An 18,006-nucleotide genomic window follows, 5' to 3' on the forward strand; every position below is an offset into this window, starting at 1 on the left:
ATGGGATACGACGCGAAGTTCCGGATCTGGCGCGGTGACGCGTCGGGCGGTGACCTGCGGGACTATGCGGTGGAGGTGAACGAGGGCGAGGTGGTCCTCGACATCATCCACCGGATACAGGCGACGCAGTCCGCCGATCTGGCGGTGCGGTGGAACTGCAAGGCGGGCAAGTGCGGATCGTGTTCCGCGGAGATCAACGGCCGGCCCCGGCTGATGTGCATGACTCGGATGTCGACGTTCGCCGAGGACGAGATCGTCACCGTCACGCCCATGCGCACGTTCCCCGTGATCCGCGACCTCGTCACCGACGTCTCGTTCAACTACACCAAGGCGCGGGAGATCCCGTCGTTCACTCCGCCGCCCGGGCTGGCGCCGGGGGAGTACCGGATGAAGCAGGTCGACGTGGAGCGCTCGCAGGAGTTCCGCAAGTGCATCGAGTGCTTCCTCTGTCAGAACACGTGCCACGTGGTGCGTGACCACGAGGAGAACAAGGAGGCGTTCTCGGGTCCGCGCTACCTGATGCGCGTCGCCGAGCTCGAGATGCACCCGTTGGACGTGGCCGACCGGCGGGACGCCGCCCAGGACGACTTTGGGCTCGGGCTGTGCAACATCACGAAGTGCTGCACCGACGTGTGCCCGGAGAACATCCACATCACCGACAACGCCCTGATCCCGATGAAGGAACGGGTCGCGGACAAGCGGTACGACCCGGTCGTCTGGTTGGGCAACAAGCTCTTCCGCCGGGATCGGAGCTGAGTGCCGCACCGTCTCGGTGCGCTTGCGCGCCAGTCGGATTCGGAAGGTCGCCCAGAGCGAACATACCGGGGCCCCGGTTGGCGCTCCTGCCGGGCGAGTGCTAATTTCTGGGGTGAGTGGTCGATAGGTTCCCGTCGGGCCGCGAGTGCCTGCGAAACATTCGGCTGATCCGAACCGAAAGACCTCAGTGGCGGATCCGTCCGCCGCGCCCACGCGTCAATCAGTAGTTTGTTCGAGAAAGCATCAGGATGTCCGTCGTCGCCGACCGCCCCACCCCGGATCCCGACCCCTCCACCGACAAGCCGCGGTCCCTCGCGCCGTTTCTGGAATGGCTGCGCCGTTCCGGGAGCGACACCTCGATCGCGTTGGGGGCGCTGTCGGTCATCACCTTCTGGACGTTCGGTCTCGGGATCGTGCTCGGGCTCGGTGCCGTCGGTGCCGGGGTCGTCGCCTCCCGCTCCGAGGAGAGCGAACCCAAGTCGCTCGAGGCTCTGTTCGGCATCCTCAGCGGCGCGCTCGGCGTCGTGGCCGGACTGATATTCCTCCTCGTCGCCGCACCTCAGTGGTGATCTACACGAAATCGTCACTCGCTCGGCGGTGACCGTCCGTCGTATCGTTGGGGCAATGACGAACATCGACGCAATTCTTGCCGCGTCGAACGCCTCCGGCGCTCGCGCGACGAGGATCGACTCACCCGGCCAGGACTGAGGCGGCAGCGGGCGTCGGACAATCCAGTCCCCGGCGCCGCGTACCGAGCTGATGGAACTGCCTTTTCGAGTCGACGCAGCACCCGGCACGACGGGCGCTGGCGCAAGCCTGCCGGAACTGGACGGCGGTTCCGGCGGTCACTCGGAGCCGATGCCGCTCTCGCCCGCGCAGACCGGCCAGTGGCTGGCGCAGCAACTCGATCCCTCCGTGCCGATGTCCGTGGCCCAGTACGTGGACATCGGGGAGGGGCCGGACCGGCTCGACGTCGACCTCCTCTCGCGGGCCGTATCTCGAGCGGCCCGCGAGTTCGGTTCGGGCCTGATTCGTCTGGTACTGACCGATTCTCGGCCGCATCAGATCCTCGATCCCCGGCTCGACACGGGAACCATAGTCGTCGATCTGCGTGGCGAGTCGGACCCGGAAGCGGCGGCGCACACCTGGATGCGGACCGATGTGACGGCTCCGCTCGATCTGCTGCGCGACCGGCTTTCGGTGTCGGTACTCCTCCGCGTCGCCGACGATCGTTGGTTCTGGTACACCAGGGCGCATCACATCGCCCTCGACGGGGTCGCCGCGGCGACGATGCTCTACCGGGCCGCGGAACTCTACAACGCGGCCGTGGACGGGCGTGACCCGCCGCCCACGCGGGCCGCAGATCTCGATGCCGTGCATGCCGCGGATGTCGAGTACGTCGGGTCGAAGCGCTGGCGGACGGACCGCGACTACTGGGCGGAGCGGACGTCTGGGATGCCCGAAAGGTGCAGTCTCGCGGAGCGGTCCGCGCCGGCACAGGCATTCGGGCGCGACGTCGGTGGTGTGGTTGCACCCGACACCGCGGGGGCCCTGGACGACGCCCAGGAGCGCTACGGCGTGAGCGTCGCGGTTCTGGTCGCATCGGCGATCGCGGCGTACACGTCGCGGCACACCGGCGCCGAGGACGTAGTCCTGAGCCTGCCGGTCTCGTCGCGCACGACGGCGGTGCTGCGCCGGTCCGGCGGCACGCTCGCGAACGTCGTGCCGCTGCGGGTACCGGTCCGTATCGGCACGACCGTCGCGGAGTTGGTGGCCGAGGTGTCCGCCGCCCTGTCCGGAGCGCTCCGGCACCAGCGCTACCGGCACGAGGATCTGCGCCGGGACCGGGGCGAGCACGGCGCCGGGCGCGGCTTCTCGGGACCGCTGCTGAACCTGATGCTGTTTCCGGAGGAATTGCGGCTCGGCGGCACCCGGACCGCGCTCGACGTGCTGTCGTCGGGGCCGATCGAGGACCTGCTCGTCAACGTCTACCGGTACGGCCCGTCCGGGCCGATCCGGCTCGACTTCAAGGCCAACCCGCAGCTCTACGACGATGCCACCCTCCGCACCCACCACGAGCGGTTCGCGCGCCTGCTGCACGCCCTGCTCACCGCACCCGCCGACACCGCGGTGGGTGAACTGCCGATGGTGGACGACACCGAGCTCGCGGCGCTGCTCGACTCGTGGCGCACACCCGGGACGGATGTGGACGATACGCTGCCCGAACTGGTGGCGCGACGGGCCGCGGAGAATCCCGACCGGGTCGCCGTCGTGTGGAGCGACCGGCGGCTCACCTACGCAGAGCTGGCATCCAGGGCGAATCGGCTTGCGCGACGGCTCATCACGCTGGGCGTGGGCCCCGAGGTCCCGGTGGGGGTGGTGCTCGACCGCTCCGACGCTCTGATCGTCACGCTCCTGGCGATCCTCACCGCGGGCGGCAGCTACGTCCCGATCGAGGCCCGCACGCCCGCGTCGCGGCGCGAGTACGTGCTGCGCGACGCAGCGGTGTCCTGCGTGGTGACCACGTCCGACGTCGAGGACGGGCCGGATGTCGGTAGTTCGCGGATCGTGCTCGACGATGCCGACACCGCCCGGACGCTCGACGCGCTGTCGGAGGCACCGGTCACCGACGCCGAACGGACGCGGCCCCTGCGCTCGGCCCACCTCGCCTACGCGATCTACACGTCGGGATCGACCGGCCGGCCCAAGGGCGTGCAGGTGAGCCATCGCAGCGTCACGGCGCTGCTGGCGAACGCGCGGGCCGCGTTCGAGACCCCCGACGGCGCCGTGTGGGCGATGTTCCATGCCTTCTCGTTCGACTTCTCGGTGTGGGAGACCTGGGGGGCGCTCACCTCCGGCGGAACCCTCGTCGTGGTCGACCAGGACACCGTCCGCGCCCCCGACGCGCTCGTCGAACTGCTGTCGCGCGAGCACGTGAACGTGCTGGGGCAGACGCCGGCCGCCTTCCTGCAACTCGCGGAGGCCGAGAAGGCGGCGGGACGGACGCTGACCGACCTGCGCCGGGTGTGCGTCGGCGGCGACGACTACGACCAGCGCCGGATGTTGCCGTGGCTCCGCCGTCACGGCGGCGACGCGGCGACGCTCGTCAGCGTCTACGGGATCACCGAGACCACCGTCTTCCTCACCGGCGAGGAGATGGATGCCGCCCGCGCGCAGGAGCCGGGGAATCTGGTGGGCCGCGGCCTGCCGGGGGTGCGTTTGCATCTGCTGGACCGTCGGCTGCGCCCGGTCCCGGTCGGGGTGGTCGGAGAGATCTACGCCGGCGGCGTTCAGACGGCGCGCGGCTACGGTGGCCGACCCGGTCTCACCGCGGGTCGCTTCGTCGCCGACCCGTTCTCCGACGGTGGCCGGCTCTACCGTTCGGGCGACCTCGCGCGGTGGGACGCCGACGGGCGACTGATCTTCCTCGGGCGCAGCGACTTCCAGGTTCAGGTGCGTGGCTTCCGGGTCGAGCCGGGGGAGATCGAGGCGACGCTCGTCGAGTGCCCGGGCGTGGCCGACGCGGTGGTGGTCCCGCGGCGGACGGACGCGGGTCCGGTGCGTCTGGCCGCGTACGTGGTGCCGGACCCGGGCGTGGTGCTCGATCCGCACGCCGTGCGCGAGCGGGTCGGTGCAATCCTGCCGCCCTACATGATTCCGGCCGCCGTCACCGTCCTCGAGCGGTTGCCGCTCACGGTCAACGGCAAGGTCGATCGGAAGTCGCTGCCGGAGCCGGACTTCGGAACTGCCGCCGGTGCAGGTCGGGCGCCCGCCGGGCCTGTCGAGGAGACCCTGGCGGGCCTGTTCGCACAGGTGCTCGGTGTCGAGGCGGTGCGGGCCGACGACTCGTTCTTCGCGCTCGGCGGCGACTCGATCATGGCGATCCAGCTGGTGTCGAGGGCCCGCGAGGCCGGCCTGTCGCTGACGCCACGCGACGTATTCGACCGGCTGTCGGTCTCGGGGCTCGCTGCGGTCGCCGGCTCGGTCGCGGAGCCCGCGGCGGCGCTCGCCGAGTTACCGGGCGGCGGCGTCGGTCGAGTGCCACCGACGCCGATCGTGCGGTGGCTCGTCGAACGCGGCGGACCGTGGTCGCGGCTGTCGCAGTCCGTGTGTGTGGCACTGCCGGTGAGCATCGAGGCGTCGGATCTGGGTGGCGCGCTGCAGGCGGTGCTCGACCACCACGACCTGCTCCGGGCGCGCTTCCTGCCCGAGAACGCGGAATTCGAGGTGCCCCCGGCGGGCGCCGTCGCGGCGTCGGACGTGCTGCGCCGGATCGAGATGGCCGCTCCCGCCGACCTTGCCGGTGTGCTCGCCGCGGCCCGCGAGGACGCTGCGGATCGGCTGGACCCGGACTCGGGGCGGATGGTGCAGGCGGTGTGGTGCGATCTCGGGCCGGATAGGCCGGGGCGACTGCTCCTGGTGATCCACCACCTGGTCGTCGACGGGGTGTCGTGGCGGATCCTGCTGCCCGATCTGGCCGCCGCGTGGGCGCAGGTGCGGGACGGCCACACGCCGCACCTGCCCGACGTCGGCACCTCGATGCGCACGTGGGCGCACGTGCTCACCGAGTGGGCCGCGGCGCCGGAACGCACCGCGGAGTCCGAATACTGGCGCGGCGTACTTGCTGACCCAGATCCGCCGCTCGGCCGCCGCGCTCTCGACCCCGCCCGTGACGTCGCCGGCGCTGTCGTCACACAGTTCGTCGAGCTGCCGGAGAGTGTCGCCGCGGCCCTGTCGACCACCGTGCCGGAATCCGTGCACGGCGGCGTCGACGACGCGGTCGTCACCGGGCTCGCGATGGCGCTGGTGCGGTGGCGCCGTCGCCGCGGAGCCGCGACCGCGTCGTGCGTCGTCCTGCTCGAGGGGCACGGCCGCGAGGAACAGGTAATTCCAGGCGCGGACGTGTCGCGCACCGTCGGCTGGTTCACCACCACTCATCCGGTGCGGCTCGACCTCACCGGCATCGACCTCGACGCCCGGAGCGCTGCCGGCGCTGCGCTGGAGGCACTGAAACTCGTCAAGGAACAGCTGCGGGCGGCCCCCGACCACGGCATCGGCTACGGCGCCCTCCGCTACCTCCGCGACGGCGATGCAAACCGGCTCGACGCGCCGCCGCCCGAGATCAGCATCAACTATCTCGGGCGCACGACGCTCACGGACGGCGACGAGGGGGCATGGCTGCCGGTCGACGAACTCGGCGATCTGGGCTCGTCCGCTGACCCGGAGATGCCCGTCGCGGCCGCGCTCGACATCAACCTTCTCACCGTCGACACCGCATCCGGTCCGACGCTGCGCGCGTCGATCGCCTACCCCGCGGGCCTGTTCGACGCCGCGGAGGTGCGGGATCTGGCCGACCTGTGGCGCTCGGCGTGCCGGGAACTCGCGAGCGCCGCCCGCGCACCGGACGCGGGCGGCCTGACACCGTCGGACGTACCGCTGGTGGACCTCGACCAGGAGGCCATCGAGCAGCTCGAAGCGGCGTACCCCGACCTCGCGGCGGTGTGGCCCCTGTCGCCGCTGCAGGCCGGCCTCCTGTTCCAGACCGAACTCGCCGGCGCCGGTACCGATCCCTACCTCGTCCAACTGACCCTCGATCTGCGCGGGCAGGTCGACGGCGACCGGCTGCGTCGTGCGGTACAGACGTTGCTGGACCGGCACGAGATTCTGCGGGTCGCGTTCACCACCGGCCCGGACGGCGATCCGCTGCAACCGGTTCCGCGTCGGGTCGAACTGCCGTGGTCGGTCGCCGACCTGCCGGATCCCGACGATGTCACCAGGGTGCTGGAAGAGGATCGGGCGCGGCGATTCGACATGGCGACACCACCGCTGTTGCGGGCGTTGCTGATCCGTACCGGCGACGACCGGCACGTGCTCGCGCTCAGCTACCACCACATCCTGCTCGACGGCTGGTCCGTGCCGCTGCTGATCCGCGAACTCCTCGCGCTGTACGCGGCGCCGGATCCGCACGACCTCCCGGCGTCGGCGTCGTTCGCGGACTACCTGGCGTGGCTGGCCACGATCGACCGGTCGGCGTCGACGGCGCGGTGGGTGGAGGCGCTCGCGGGTGTCGACGAACCGACACTGGTGGGGGCGTTCGAACGCGGACGGCAGCTGCCCACGGTGCCGCGCGCCGATCGGCTGCTCCTCACCGACGCGGAGACCGCGCGGCTCGAGGACCTCGCCCGGGAGCGCGGTGTCACGCTCAGCACGATCGTGCGGGTGGCGTGGGCAATCGTGCTGGGGGCGTGGACCCGACGCGACGACGTGGTGTTCGGGGCGATCGTGTCCGGGCGGCCACCCGAGGTCGACGGCATCGAGGACATGGTCGGCCTGTTCATCAACACGATCCCGGTCCGGGTGACGCTGCACCCCGCGGAGACCCTCGGCGAACTGCTCGACCGCTGCCACGCCGACCAGGCTGAGCTCCTCGATCACGAACACGTCGGTCTCGCCGACATCGAACGCGCGACCGGGGCGGCGGCGCTGTTCGACACCATCACGGTCTTCGAGTCCTATCCGATCGACCGGGGTGGGCTGACCGCCGACACCGACATCGCGGGGATGCGGGTCGCCGACATCGCGGTCCACGACGCCACGCACTACCCGTTCGCGCTCGCCGCGTCCGTCGACGGAGGCCTGGAAATCCGCATCGACTACGCCCCGGCGCTGTTCGACGAGCACGAGATCGACGCCGTCGCCGACCGACTCGAGCGGGTGCTGCACGCGATCGCGTCCGATCCCGACCGGACGCTGGCGCGGCTACGGCTGCTCTCGGACACGGACTACGCCCGGCTGGCACCCGTCCACGGTCGGCCCGGACGCCGGCCCCGCACGCTGCCCGACATCCTCTCCGACGCGGCCCGGATCGACCCGGACGCGCCGGCGCTGTCCTCCGCCGATCGTGTCCTCACGTACCGCGAACTCGACGAGCGGTCCAGCCGGATGGCGCGGCACCTCGTCGCGGCCGGGGTGGGGCCGGAAGGCATCGTGGCACTGGGGCTGACCCGGTCGATCGAGTTCGTCCTGGGCGTGTGGGCCGTTGCGAAGACGGGCGCGGCGTTCGTCCCCGTCGATCCGACCTACCCGCGCGAGCGGATCGAACACATGCTCGGCGACTCGGGGGCGCGCATCGGATTGACCGTCGAGCGGTGGCGCGACACCCTGCCGAGTGCGGTGTCCTGGCACGCGATCGACTCCGACGGCTACCGGGACGATCTCACGGACCTGTCCGGCGGGCCGCTCTCCGACACCGACCGACGCGCACCCGTGCGCGTCGACAACCCTGCGTACCTGATCTACACGTCGGGCTCGACGGGCATTCCGAAGGGGGTCGCCCTCACCCATCGCGGTCTGGCGAATCTCGTTGCGGCCGAGCGGGAGAGCCTCGCCGTCACCGAGGACGCCCGGGTGTCCCAGTTCACGTCGCCGAGCTTCGACGCGTCGGTGTTCGAACTGCTCATGGCGTTCGGTTCCGGCGCCCACCTGATGATCGCGCCGCCTGACGTGTTCGGCGGCGACGAGCTGGCGCGCGGGTTGGCGGATCGGCGGGCGACCCACGCGTTCTTCACCCCCAGCGTGCTCGGGTCCCTGTCGCCCGACGGCCTCGATGCCCTGGCCTCGCTCGCCGTCGCGGGGGAGGCGTGCCCGCCGGAACTGGTGGGGCGGTGGGCGCCCGGGCGTCGGATGTTCAACGCGTACGGGCCCACCGAGACCACGATCATGTCCAACATCGCCGGACCCCTGGTGCCCGACGAACCCGTCACGATCGGCGGTCCGACGCTGGGATTCGTCGAGTTGGTGCTCGACGCGCGGCTGCAGCCGGTGGCGATCGGAATGCCCGGCGAGCTGTATCTGGGCGGGCCCGCGATCGCGCGCGGCTACCACCACCGACCGGGGCTGACCGCGGAACGGTTCGTCGCGAGCCCGTTCGTCGCCGCCACCGACCGTCCTACCGAGGAGGACGAGGGCACCCTCCCCGGCGACCGGCTGTACCGCACGGGCGACATCGTGCGCTGGCGCGAGGACCTCACCCTCGAATACCTGGGCCGCAGCGACTTCCAGGTGAAGGTGCGCGGGTTCCGGATCGAACTCGGTGAGATCGACGCCGCGCTCACCGATCACCCCGCGGTGGACTTCGCCGCCACTCTCGGCCGGACCGGGCCGTCGGGCGAGACGGTCCTTGTCGCGTACGTGCGCTCGGGCGACGATCCGGCGGTCGATCCGGGCGAGTTGATCGCGCACGTGGCGCTGCGGCTGCCGTCGCACATGGTGCCGTCGCTGATCGTGCCGATCCCGGAGGTGCCGCTGACGCCGTCCGGGAAACTCGACCAGAAGGCGCTGCCGGAGCCCGACTTCCCGGTCGCCGTCGACACCACGGGCGCAGCCGCATTCACCCCGATCGAGAAGATCGTCGCCGGGCATCTGCGCGCGGTGCTCGGCATCGACCGGATCGGGCCGGACGACAGCTTCTTCGACCTCGGCGGCAACTCGCTCATGGCGACCCGGGTCACGCGTCGGCTCGGCGCGGCGCTCGACGCCGACCTCGACGTCCGCGCCCTCTTCGAGGCGCCCACCGTCCGGAGCCTCGCCGCGCGGATCCGCAGCGGCGGCCGGTCGGACCCTCGCCCGGTGCTTCGCCCGTACCCGCGGCCCGACGTCGTGCCGCTGTCGTCGGCGCAGCTGCGCATGTGGTCGATCAACCAGCTCGACACCGCGTCGGACGCCTACAACATCGTGATGGCCGTTCGTCTGCGCGGCGACCTCGACGAACGCGCGCTGATCGCAGCGGTCGGTGACGTCGTGGTCCGGCACCCGACCCTGCGCACGACGTACCCGCTCGTCGACGGCGGCCCCGTCCAGCGGGTCGTCGAACCGGATCACGCCCCGCGCACCGAGCTGCTGTCGGTGCTCGGTGCCGACCTGCCCGCCCACCTGCTGCGGCTGGTCGGATCCGGATTCGATGTCAGCCTCGAGGTGCCGTTGCGGGCGCAGCTGCTGCGAGTGTCGCGCACCGAGCATGTGCTGGCCGTCGTGGCCCACCACATCGCGGCGGACGGGTTCTCGATGACGACGCTCGCGCGGGACGTGATGCGCGCGTACGAGTCCCGTCGTCGCGGCCGCCCACCCGACTGGGCGCCGCCGCCCCTCGACTACGTCGACTTCGCGTTGTGGCAGCGCGACCTGCTCGGCGACCCCGCCGATCCGGACTCGCTGTACGCCCGTCAGCTCGCACAGTGGCGGTCCACTCTCGACGGCATCCCGGAGTTGATCCCGCTACCGACCGACCGGCCGCGGCCGTCCCGGCAGTCGTTCCGCGGCGCGGCCGTCGGATTCGGCATCGACGCGGCCGAGCACACGAGGCTCGCGGACCTCGCCCGCCACGGCAACGCGACGATGTTCATGGTCGCGCACACCGCACTGGCGGTGCTGGTCGCGCGGCTGTCGGGCACCGACGACATCGTGATCGGCACGCCTGTGTCCGGGCGCGGGGAGGCGGGTCTCGACGACATCGTCGGCATGTTCGTCGGCATGCTGCCGCTGCGGACCCCGATCGACACCGGCGCCGGGTTCGGTGAACTCCTCGCGGTGGTCCGCGACACCGACCTCACCGCGTTCGCCCGGACCGACCTGCCGTTCGAGCGACTGGTCGACGAACTCGCCCCGGAGCGGTCGACGTCGTACGCGCCGCTGTTCCAGGTACTCGTCGAGTACCGGTCCGACATGTCGGGGTATCTGCGGCTGCCCGGGCTCGAGGTGGAGCCGCTCGAGTGCGAGCCGGCGGTCTCCAAGTTCGACCTGCAACTCAGCGTCGCCGAATCGTTCACGCCGGAAGGCGAACCCGCGGGGCTGCGCCTCGACCTCACCTACGCGACCGACCTGTGGGATCCGCCGACGGCGGAGGGCTTCGCCGAGCGACTGCGCCGGATCGTCGCCGCGGCCGCGGCCGATCCGCACGTCCCGGTCGGCGAGGTGGGCCTTCTCACCGATGCCGAACTTGCGGCGATCGAGGCCGGGCACGTCGCCGCCGCGAGTGCCCCGGGGGCCACGCTCGACGCGCTGTTCGCGCGGGCCGCGGCGGCGCATCCCCACACCGTCGCCCTCGTCGACGGGGCCGCGCGGACGACGTACGAGGAACTGCGCGCCGACGCGAGCCGGCTCGCGCGGGTGCTCGCCGCCCGCGGCGCGGGACCCGACACGGTGGTGGTGCTGGCGCTGCCCCGGTCGGCCGACATGGTGGTCGCGATGGTCGCAACCACTCTCGCCGGGGCGGCCTACCTGCCGATCGACATCGGATCGCCCTCCGAGCGGATCGCTTTCGTGGTCGGCGAGGTCGCGCCGGCGTGTGTCCTGACGACCGTGAACGCGGCCGACTCGCTGGGTGATCTCCCGGCGCCGGTCGTCGTCCTCGACTCGGGCCCCGTTCGTGCCGCCCGCGACGCGGCGTCGCCGGCGCCGGTCACGTCCGCCGACAGAGCCGTCCCACTGCACCCCGACAATGCCGCCTACGTGATCTATACGTCCGGGTCGACGGGACGGCCGAAGGGCGTGCAGGTGTCGCATCGCAGCGCGGTGGCGCTGCTGGCCGGCGGCTACGCCGCGTTCGACCTGCGGCCCACCGACACCTGGACCCAGTTCCACTCCTTCGCTTTCGACGTCTCGGTGTGGGAGGTGTGGGGGCCGCTGTCGGTGGGCGCCACCGCGGTCGTCGTGGACCCGGTGACCGCGCGTTCGCCGGAGGAGTTCGTCGAGTTGCTGCGCCGGGAATCGGTGACCGTGCTGAACCAGACGCCCGCGTCGTTCTACCAACTGGTCGATCACTCCGCGGCCGCGGACCTGCCGCTGCGCTACGTGTTCGTCGGCGGCGAGGAACTGGCTCTCGAACAGGTGGAGCGCTGGTACGCCCAATCGCCCCCGGACGGTGCCCGGGTGGTGGAGATGTACGGCGTCACCGAGGCGACCGTGATCGACACCGACGCGGTCCTCGCACGCGACGCGCTCGCGGACACGCCCGCATCCGTGATCGGCCGTCCGCTGCCCGGTGTCCGCGTCGATGTGCTCGACGCGCGACTGCACCCCGTGCCCGCAGGGGTGCAGGGCGAGATCTACGTGTCGGGCGACGCCGTCGCCCGCGGTTACGTCGGCCGGCCCGGCCTCACCGCGGCGCGATTCGTCGCGACACCGGGCGGCGACGGCCGGCGGATGTACCGCACCGGCGACCTCGGTCGCCGCGGATCCGACGGTCGACTGGAGTTCTTGGGCCGCAGCGACTTCCAGGTCCAGGTGCGGGGCTTCCGGATCGAGCTCGGCGAGATCGAGTCCGCGCTGCTGCGCTGCGACGGCGTCGGGCGCGCGGTCGTCGTGTCGCGGCGGGGTGAGCGCGGCGCCGACGACCGTCTCGTCGGCTACGTGGTCCCCGAGCCCGGACACGTCCTGGACCCGCTCGGGATTCGTGACACGGTCGACCGGATCCTGCCCCCGTACATGGTGCCGGCGGCCGTCGTGGTGCTCGACTCGCTGCCGGTCACCGCGAACGGGAAGGTCGACCGTCGCGCGCTGCCCGAGCCTGACTTCGCGGCCTTCACCGGGCACGGCCGGGAGCCGGCCGGACCCGCGGAAGAGCACCTTGCCGGTCTGTTCGCGGAGACACTCGGCGTGCCCGCGGTCGCGGCCGACGACTCCTTCTTCACCCTGGGCGGTGACTCGATCACCGTCATCCAGTTGGTGTCCCGGGCCCGCGCGGCGGGGATGGTGTTCACCCCGCAGGACGTGTTCGAGCATCCGACGGTCGAGCGTCTCGCCACCGTGGTGGGCTCGGCGGACGGCGCGGACCGGGCCGCGGGCCTCGCGGAGGTCGCCGGCGGCGGGGTCGGTGAGGTGGAGCCGACACCTGTACTCCGCTGGCTCGGTGGCCGACGGGGCGAGTGGGATCACTTCTCGCAGTCGGTCACCGTGCGGATTCCCGAGGGGACGACGGGGGCGCAGTTGATCGTCGCGCTGCAGTCGCTGTTCGATCGGCACGACATGCTGCGATCGATGCGGATCGGTTCCGGCTCCGACATGCATCTGGTGGTGGACGAGCCCGGTTCGGTCGACGCCGGCGACTGCCTGCGGCGCATCGACTGCTCGCACGTCCACGACGACGCGGACGTCGACGCCGTGGCGTCGTGGGAGCGGGCCGCCGCGGTCGTTCGCCTCGACCCGGCGGCCGGGGTCATGGTGCAGGTTGCCTGGTGCGACGCCGGTCCCGAACGGTCGGGGCGGCTCGCGGTCGCCATCCACCACCTCGCGGTCGACGGGGTGTCGTGGCGGATCCTGCTCGCCGACCTCGTGTCCGCGTGCGCGCAGGCCCGCGCCGGCGCGGCGCCGGAGTTGCCGCGGGTGGGGACGTCGATGCGGACGTGGGCGCACGAGTTGGTCAGGCTCGCGGCCGAACCGGAACGGGTCGCGGAGTTACGTTGGTGGCGAGACGCATTGACACCGGCCGACCCGGTGCTCGGTGCCCGGCGCTTCGACCCGGTCGTCGACGTGACAGCGGAACAGGAGACGGTGCGCATCGCCGCGAGCGTGACCCACCGCCTGCTGGGGCGGCTGCCCGAGCTGTACCGGGCGACCCCGGCGGACGCGGTGCTGTGCGCGACGGCGATGGCCATCGCCCGGTGGGATCGCTGGGCCGGCGGCCGCGCGAGTGTCGTCGTCTCGGCCGAGGGGCACGGCCGCGAGGAACAGATCCTGCCGGGCGCCGACCTCTCGCGCACCGTGGGATGGTTCACGACCAGCTTCCCGGTGCGGGTCGACCTCACCGACGTCGACCTCGACGACGCATACGCGGCGGGCGACGGGGCCGGCGCGGCGCTCGCGGCGGTCAAGGAGCAGTGGCGCGCGGTGCCCGACCACGGCATCGGCTACGGGCTGCTCCGCTACCTGAACCCCGACACCGCGACGGAATTCGACGATCTCGAGGATCCGCAGGTGTCGATCAACTACCTCGGACGGCTGGCAGGTCAGGGCGCGGCCGGGTGGTCCCTCGACGCGGACGGCCCGGACACGATGGTCGACGCCGCGAGCCAGGGGCCGGTGCCGAGCACGCTCGCGATCGACGCCTACGTCGTAGACCTCGTGGACGGGCCGCACCTGTGCGCCGCCGTCCGGTACGCGCCGGGAGTCCTCGACGCCGACGGCGCCGAAGAGTTCGCGACGTTGTGGCGCAGCGCTGTCCACGCGCTGGCGGAGTACGCGGACCGCCCCGGCAGCGGGGGTCTGACCCCGTCGGATCTGGACCTCGTGACGGCGACGCAGAAGGACATCACCGAGTGGGAGAGCACGCATCCCGCGCTGGCGGATGTCTGGCCGTCGGCGCCGCTGCAGGAGGGGCTCCTCTTCCACGCGCTGCTCGCCGGGGAAGGCGTCGACGCTTACCACGTGCAACTGGTACTCGACCTCGACGGCGAGCTGGATCCGGTCCGGTTGGCCGTGGCGGCGCAGGCGCTGATGGACCGGCACCCGAGCCTGCGCATCGCGTTCGACAACCGAGCCGACGGCACGATCGTGCAGGTGGTCCTCGATCACGTGGACGTCGACTGGTCGGTCGCCGTCGTCGCCGACGGCCGGGATCAGGTGCTCATCGACCGTGAGCGCGAGAACCACTTCGACATGCGCAGGGCACCGCTGATCCGGTTCCTGCTGATCGAACTCGGCGCCGGCCGTCGCCGGCTGGTCGTCACGAACCATCACATCCTGCTCGACGGCTGGTCGATGCCGCTGCTCGTCGCGGACCTGTTCGAGCTGTACGTCACGGGCGGTCGGCCGCTCGAGCGTCCGGCGGCGCCGTACCGCGACTACCTGGCCTGGCTCGCCTCCCGCGACACCGGTGCGGCGGAGCGGGCGTGGGCGGCGGCGCTGGCCGGACTGCCCGGCCCGACACTGGTCGCGCCGCACGCCGCCGGGCAGCGGCTGTCGGCGAGCGCGAGCGAAGCGGTGCCGGTGGACACGTCGACCGCAACGGCGCTGGCCCGGACGGCCGAGCGGGCCGGTGTCACGGTCAACACGGTGCTGCAGGCGGCGTGGGGAATCCTGTTGGGGGAGATGACCGCCGGCACCGACGTCGTGTTCGGCACCACGGTGTCCGGCCGTCCGCCCGCGGTCGATGCCGTGGAATCGATGGTGGGGCTGTTCATCAACACCGTGCCGGTCCGGGTCCGGCTCGACCCGCGCGAGACGACCCTGGACCTGCTGGCCAGGCTGCAGTCCGAGCGCGCCGCGCTGATGCCGCACGAGCACCTGGGCCTCACCGCGATCCAGCAGGCGGCGGGCTTCGGCGGACTCTTCGACACCGCGATGGTGCTCGAGTCGTATCCGCTCGACCTGGCGGCGCTCGAACAACTGACCGACCGGACCGGGGTGCGGGTCACCGACATCGTCGGGCACGACTCCACCCACTACCCGCTCTCGCTGATGGCGTTCGACGACGTGGGACTGCGCCTGCGGCTGCGGTACTCGCCCGACGCTGTCGCACCGGAGACCGTCACGGACCTGTCCGCACGGCTGGCGCGGATCGTCGAGACCGTCGCGCACCGGCCCGAGACGCCGGTGGGGCGCATCGACGTGCTGGGCGCCGAGCGCCGGGCCGAACTCGTCGAGGTGGCATCGCAGGGCTCCGTGACGCCGCGGACCTGGGCCGCGACCCTCGGGGCGGGAGCGGCGCTCGACCCGGACGCCGTGGCGCTGCGCTGGCACGGCACCGACATCACCTACCGCGAACTCGACGAGCGGTCGACCCGGATCGCGCGCGTCCTCGTCGAGCGGGGCATCGGACCGGAGGACTTCGTGCCCGTCGCGATCCCGCGGTCGGCCGATTCGGTGACCGCGACCTGGGCCGTCGCGAAGTCGGGCGCCGCGCCGGTCCCGATCGATCTCGCGCTGCCGCCGGGGCGGATCGGTTACATGCTCGACGATTGCGACGCCGTGGTCGGGCTCGCCGCGTCCCGCGATCACGGTCTGCCTGGTGGGCCTGAGTGGCTCGCGCTCGACGAGCTCGAACTGGACCGCTTCTCCCCGTTGCCGATTCGTGACGACGAACGCACCCATCCCGTCCGGGTGTCCGATCCCGCCTACCTGATCTACACGTCCGGGTCGACGGGGGCGCCCAAGGGGGTCGTGGTCACCCACGCCGGGCTGCCGTACCTGGCGGCCGCACAGATCGAGCACCAGGGAGTCACCCCGGATTCCCGCGTCCTGCACGTGTGTTCCCCGAGCTTCGACGTGTCGATTCTCGAACTCACCCTCGCTCTCGCGGCAGGGGCGACGCTCGTGGTCGCGCCGCCCGAGGTGTACGCGGGCCCAGAACTCGAGCGGTACGCGGCGGAGGAGCGCATCACCCACCTGCTCGTCACCCCCGCGGTCTGCGGCACCCTCGACCCGGCCGCACTACCGGACGTCGAGGTGGTGGAGGTCGGCGGCGAACTGTTCGGCGCCGAACTCGTCGACGAGTGGGCGCCCCGCACTCGGTTGCTCAATGCGTACGGGCCCACCGAATGCACGGTGTGCGTCACCACGAGCGACACCCTCGCGCCCGGCGAACCCATCACGCTGGGCGGACCGGTACCGCGGTCGGCGGTGGGCGCCGTCGTGCTCGACGGCTGGATGCGGCCGGTGCCCGACGGCGGCGAGGGCGAGCTGTACCTGTCCGGGCCGTGCCTCGCCCGCGGCTACCGCGGCCAGTCGGCGCGGACGTCGGAACGCTTCGTGGCCAACCCGTTCGGTCCATCCGGGTCGCGGCTGTACCGGACCGGCGACCTGGTGCGGCGCGCCGGCTCGTGCGGCATCCAGTACGTGGGGCGCACCGACTTCCAGATCAAGATCCGGGGCCTGCGCATCGAGATCGGGGACGTCGACGCCGCCCTGACGGCGCACCCCGACGTCGAGTTCGCGGCGTCCCTCGGGCACACGGCACCCACGGGGGAGACGGTGCTGGTGTCGTACGTGCGCCTCGGCGCAGGCAGTGCTCTCGACGCGGCGTCGCTCAAGAAGTTCGCGGCGGCGTCGCTGCCCGCGTACATGGTGCCGTCGGCGATCACGATCCTGGACGACGTGCCGATGAACTCCAACGGCAAGCTCGACCGAGGCGCGCTGCCGGATCCGGTGTTCGCGACCGTCGACTACCGGCCGCCCGCGACGGATGTCGAGGCGGTGCTGGTCGACGTGTTCGCCGACGTTCTCGGGACCGACCGCGTCGGCGTCGACGACAGCTTCTTCGAACTCGGCGGCAACTCGCTCAGTGCCGTGCGGGTCGTTGCCGAGGTGCAGTCCCGGCTCGGCCGCGCGCTGCCGATGCAGTGGGTCGTCACCGACCCCACCCCGGCGGCGATAGCGGCTCGCCTGGACGGCGGCGGCGAACCCGTCCCCGACGACGTCCTGGTCCGGATGCGGCCGGGTGACGGCGCGGAACCACTGGTGTGTGTGCACCCGGCCATCGGATTGACCTGGTGCTATACGGGTCTGCTGCCGTACCTTCCGGCCGGCCGGCCGGTGTACGGCATCCAGTCGCCGGGCCTGACCGACGGGGCCGACGCGCCGGCGACGATGCGGGAACTGGCGCACCGGTACGTCGACCGGATCCGGCAGATCCAGCCGCACGGGCCCTACCACCTGCTCGGCTACTCGGTGGGCGGTGCGATCGCGCACGCGATGGCCGTGCGCCTGCGTCGTCTCGGTGAGGAGGTCGGCACCCTCGTCATGCTCGACACCCAGACGGCGGAGTCGGTCCCCGAGTCGGCGCCCGCCCCGACACTGGGCATGTTGTTCGCGGAGTTCGCGGGTGTCGACGAGTCCTCGGCCGACGGCGACCTCACCCCCGCGGACGCCGCGCGGTTGCTGCACGACGGCGGCGGGCCGTACGCGTCGCTCACCGCGGACGACGTGCGCCGGCTCTACGACGACTACCTCCACACGATCGACCTCGGCGGTTCCTACCGACCCGAGATGTTCGACGGCGACCTGATCTACGTCGCCGCCGGGGACGGTGCGACCGTCGGCTCGGAAACACCCTGGGATCCTTACGTTTCCGGCGCCGTCCGGATCCACCCGGTGGCCTGGTCGCACAACCGGCTCACGACGCCGGAGGCGCTCGACGTGATCGGCCCCATCGTCGGGCGGTACCTGGACGGTCACTCGCGATGATCTTGCAGCGCACCCCGGTCCGGTGCTTTCATGGTGGGCAGCGTCGCGTGCCGATGGCGGACTGCGTCAGGCATG

3 protein-coding genes are annotated in these 18,006 nt (G+C 71.8%); all 3 read left to right on the top strand.

What is annotated here, in order from left to right; genetic code table 11:
* The 3 genes from LCL87_RS14175 (at position 1) to LCL87_RS14185 (ending at position 17,931) form a co-directional block, all read left to right on the top strand.
* Positions 1–756 (top strand): succinate dehydrogenase/fumarate reductase iron-sulfur subunit, encoded by a 756-nt coding sequence (locus tag LCL87_RS14175; RefSeq protein ID WP_225020625.1) that lies wholly within the window; start codon positions 1–3, stop codon positions 754–756.
* A 248-nt stretch (positions 757–1,004) separates the two neighbouring features.
* Positions 1,005–1,325, top strand: a complete 321-nt coding sequence (locus LCL87_RS14180; protein ID WP_225020626.1) for a hypothetical protein — start codon at positions 1,005–1,007, stop codon at positions 1,323–1,325.
* A 190-nt stretch (positions 1,326–1,515) separates the two neighbouring features.
* A complete protein-coding gene (locus tag LCL87_RS14185) occupies positions 1,516–17,931 on the top strand; it encodes an amino acid adenylation domain-containing protein (protein ID WP_510850767.1) in 16,416 nt (5,471 codons plus the stop codon).
* Positions 17,932–18,006: the final 75 nt, after the last annotated feature.

Source organism: Prescottella equi (assembly GCF_020171745.1).
GTDB lineage: Bacteria > Actinomycetota > Actinomycetes > Mycobacteriales > Mycobacteriaceae > Prescottella > Prescottella equi_A.

Excerpts from the sequence above, each read along its gene's own strand:
- LCL87_RS14175 (WP_225020625.1), top strand. The coding sequence starts at position 1 with ATGGGATACGACGCGAAGTTCCGGATCTGGCGCGGTGACGCGTCGGGC.
- LCL87_RS14180 (WP_225020626.1), top strand. The coding sequence starts at position 1,005 with ATGTCCGTCGTCGCCGACCGCCCCACCCCGGATCCCGACCCCTCCACC.
- LCL87_RS14185 (WP_510850767.1), top strand. The coding sequence starts at position 1,516 with ATGGAACTGCCTTTTCGAGTCGACGCAGCACCCGGCACGACGGGCGCT.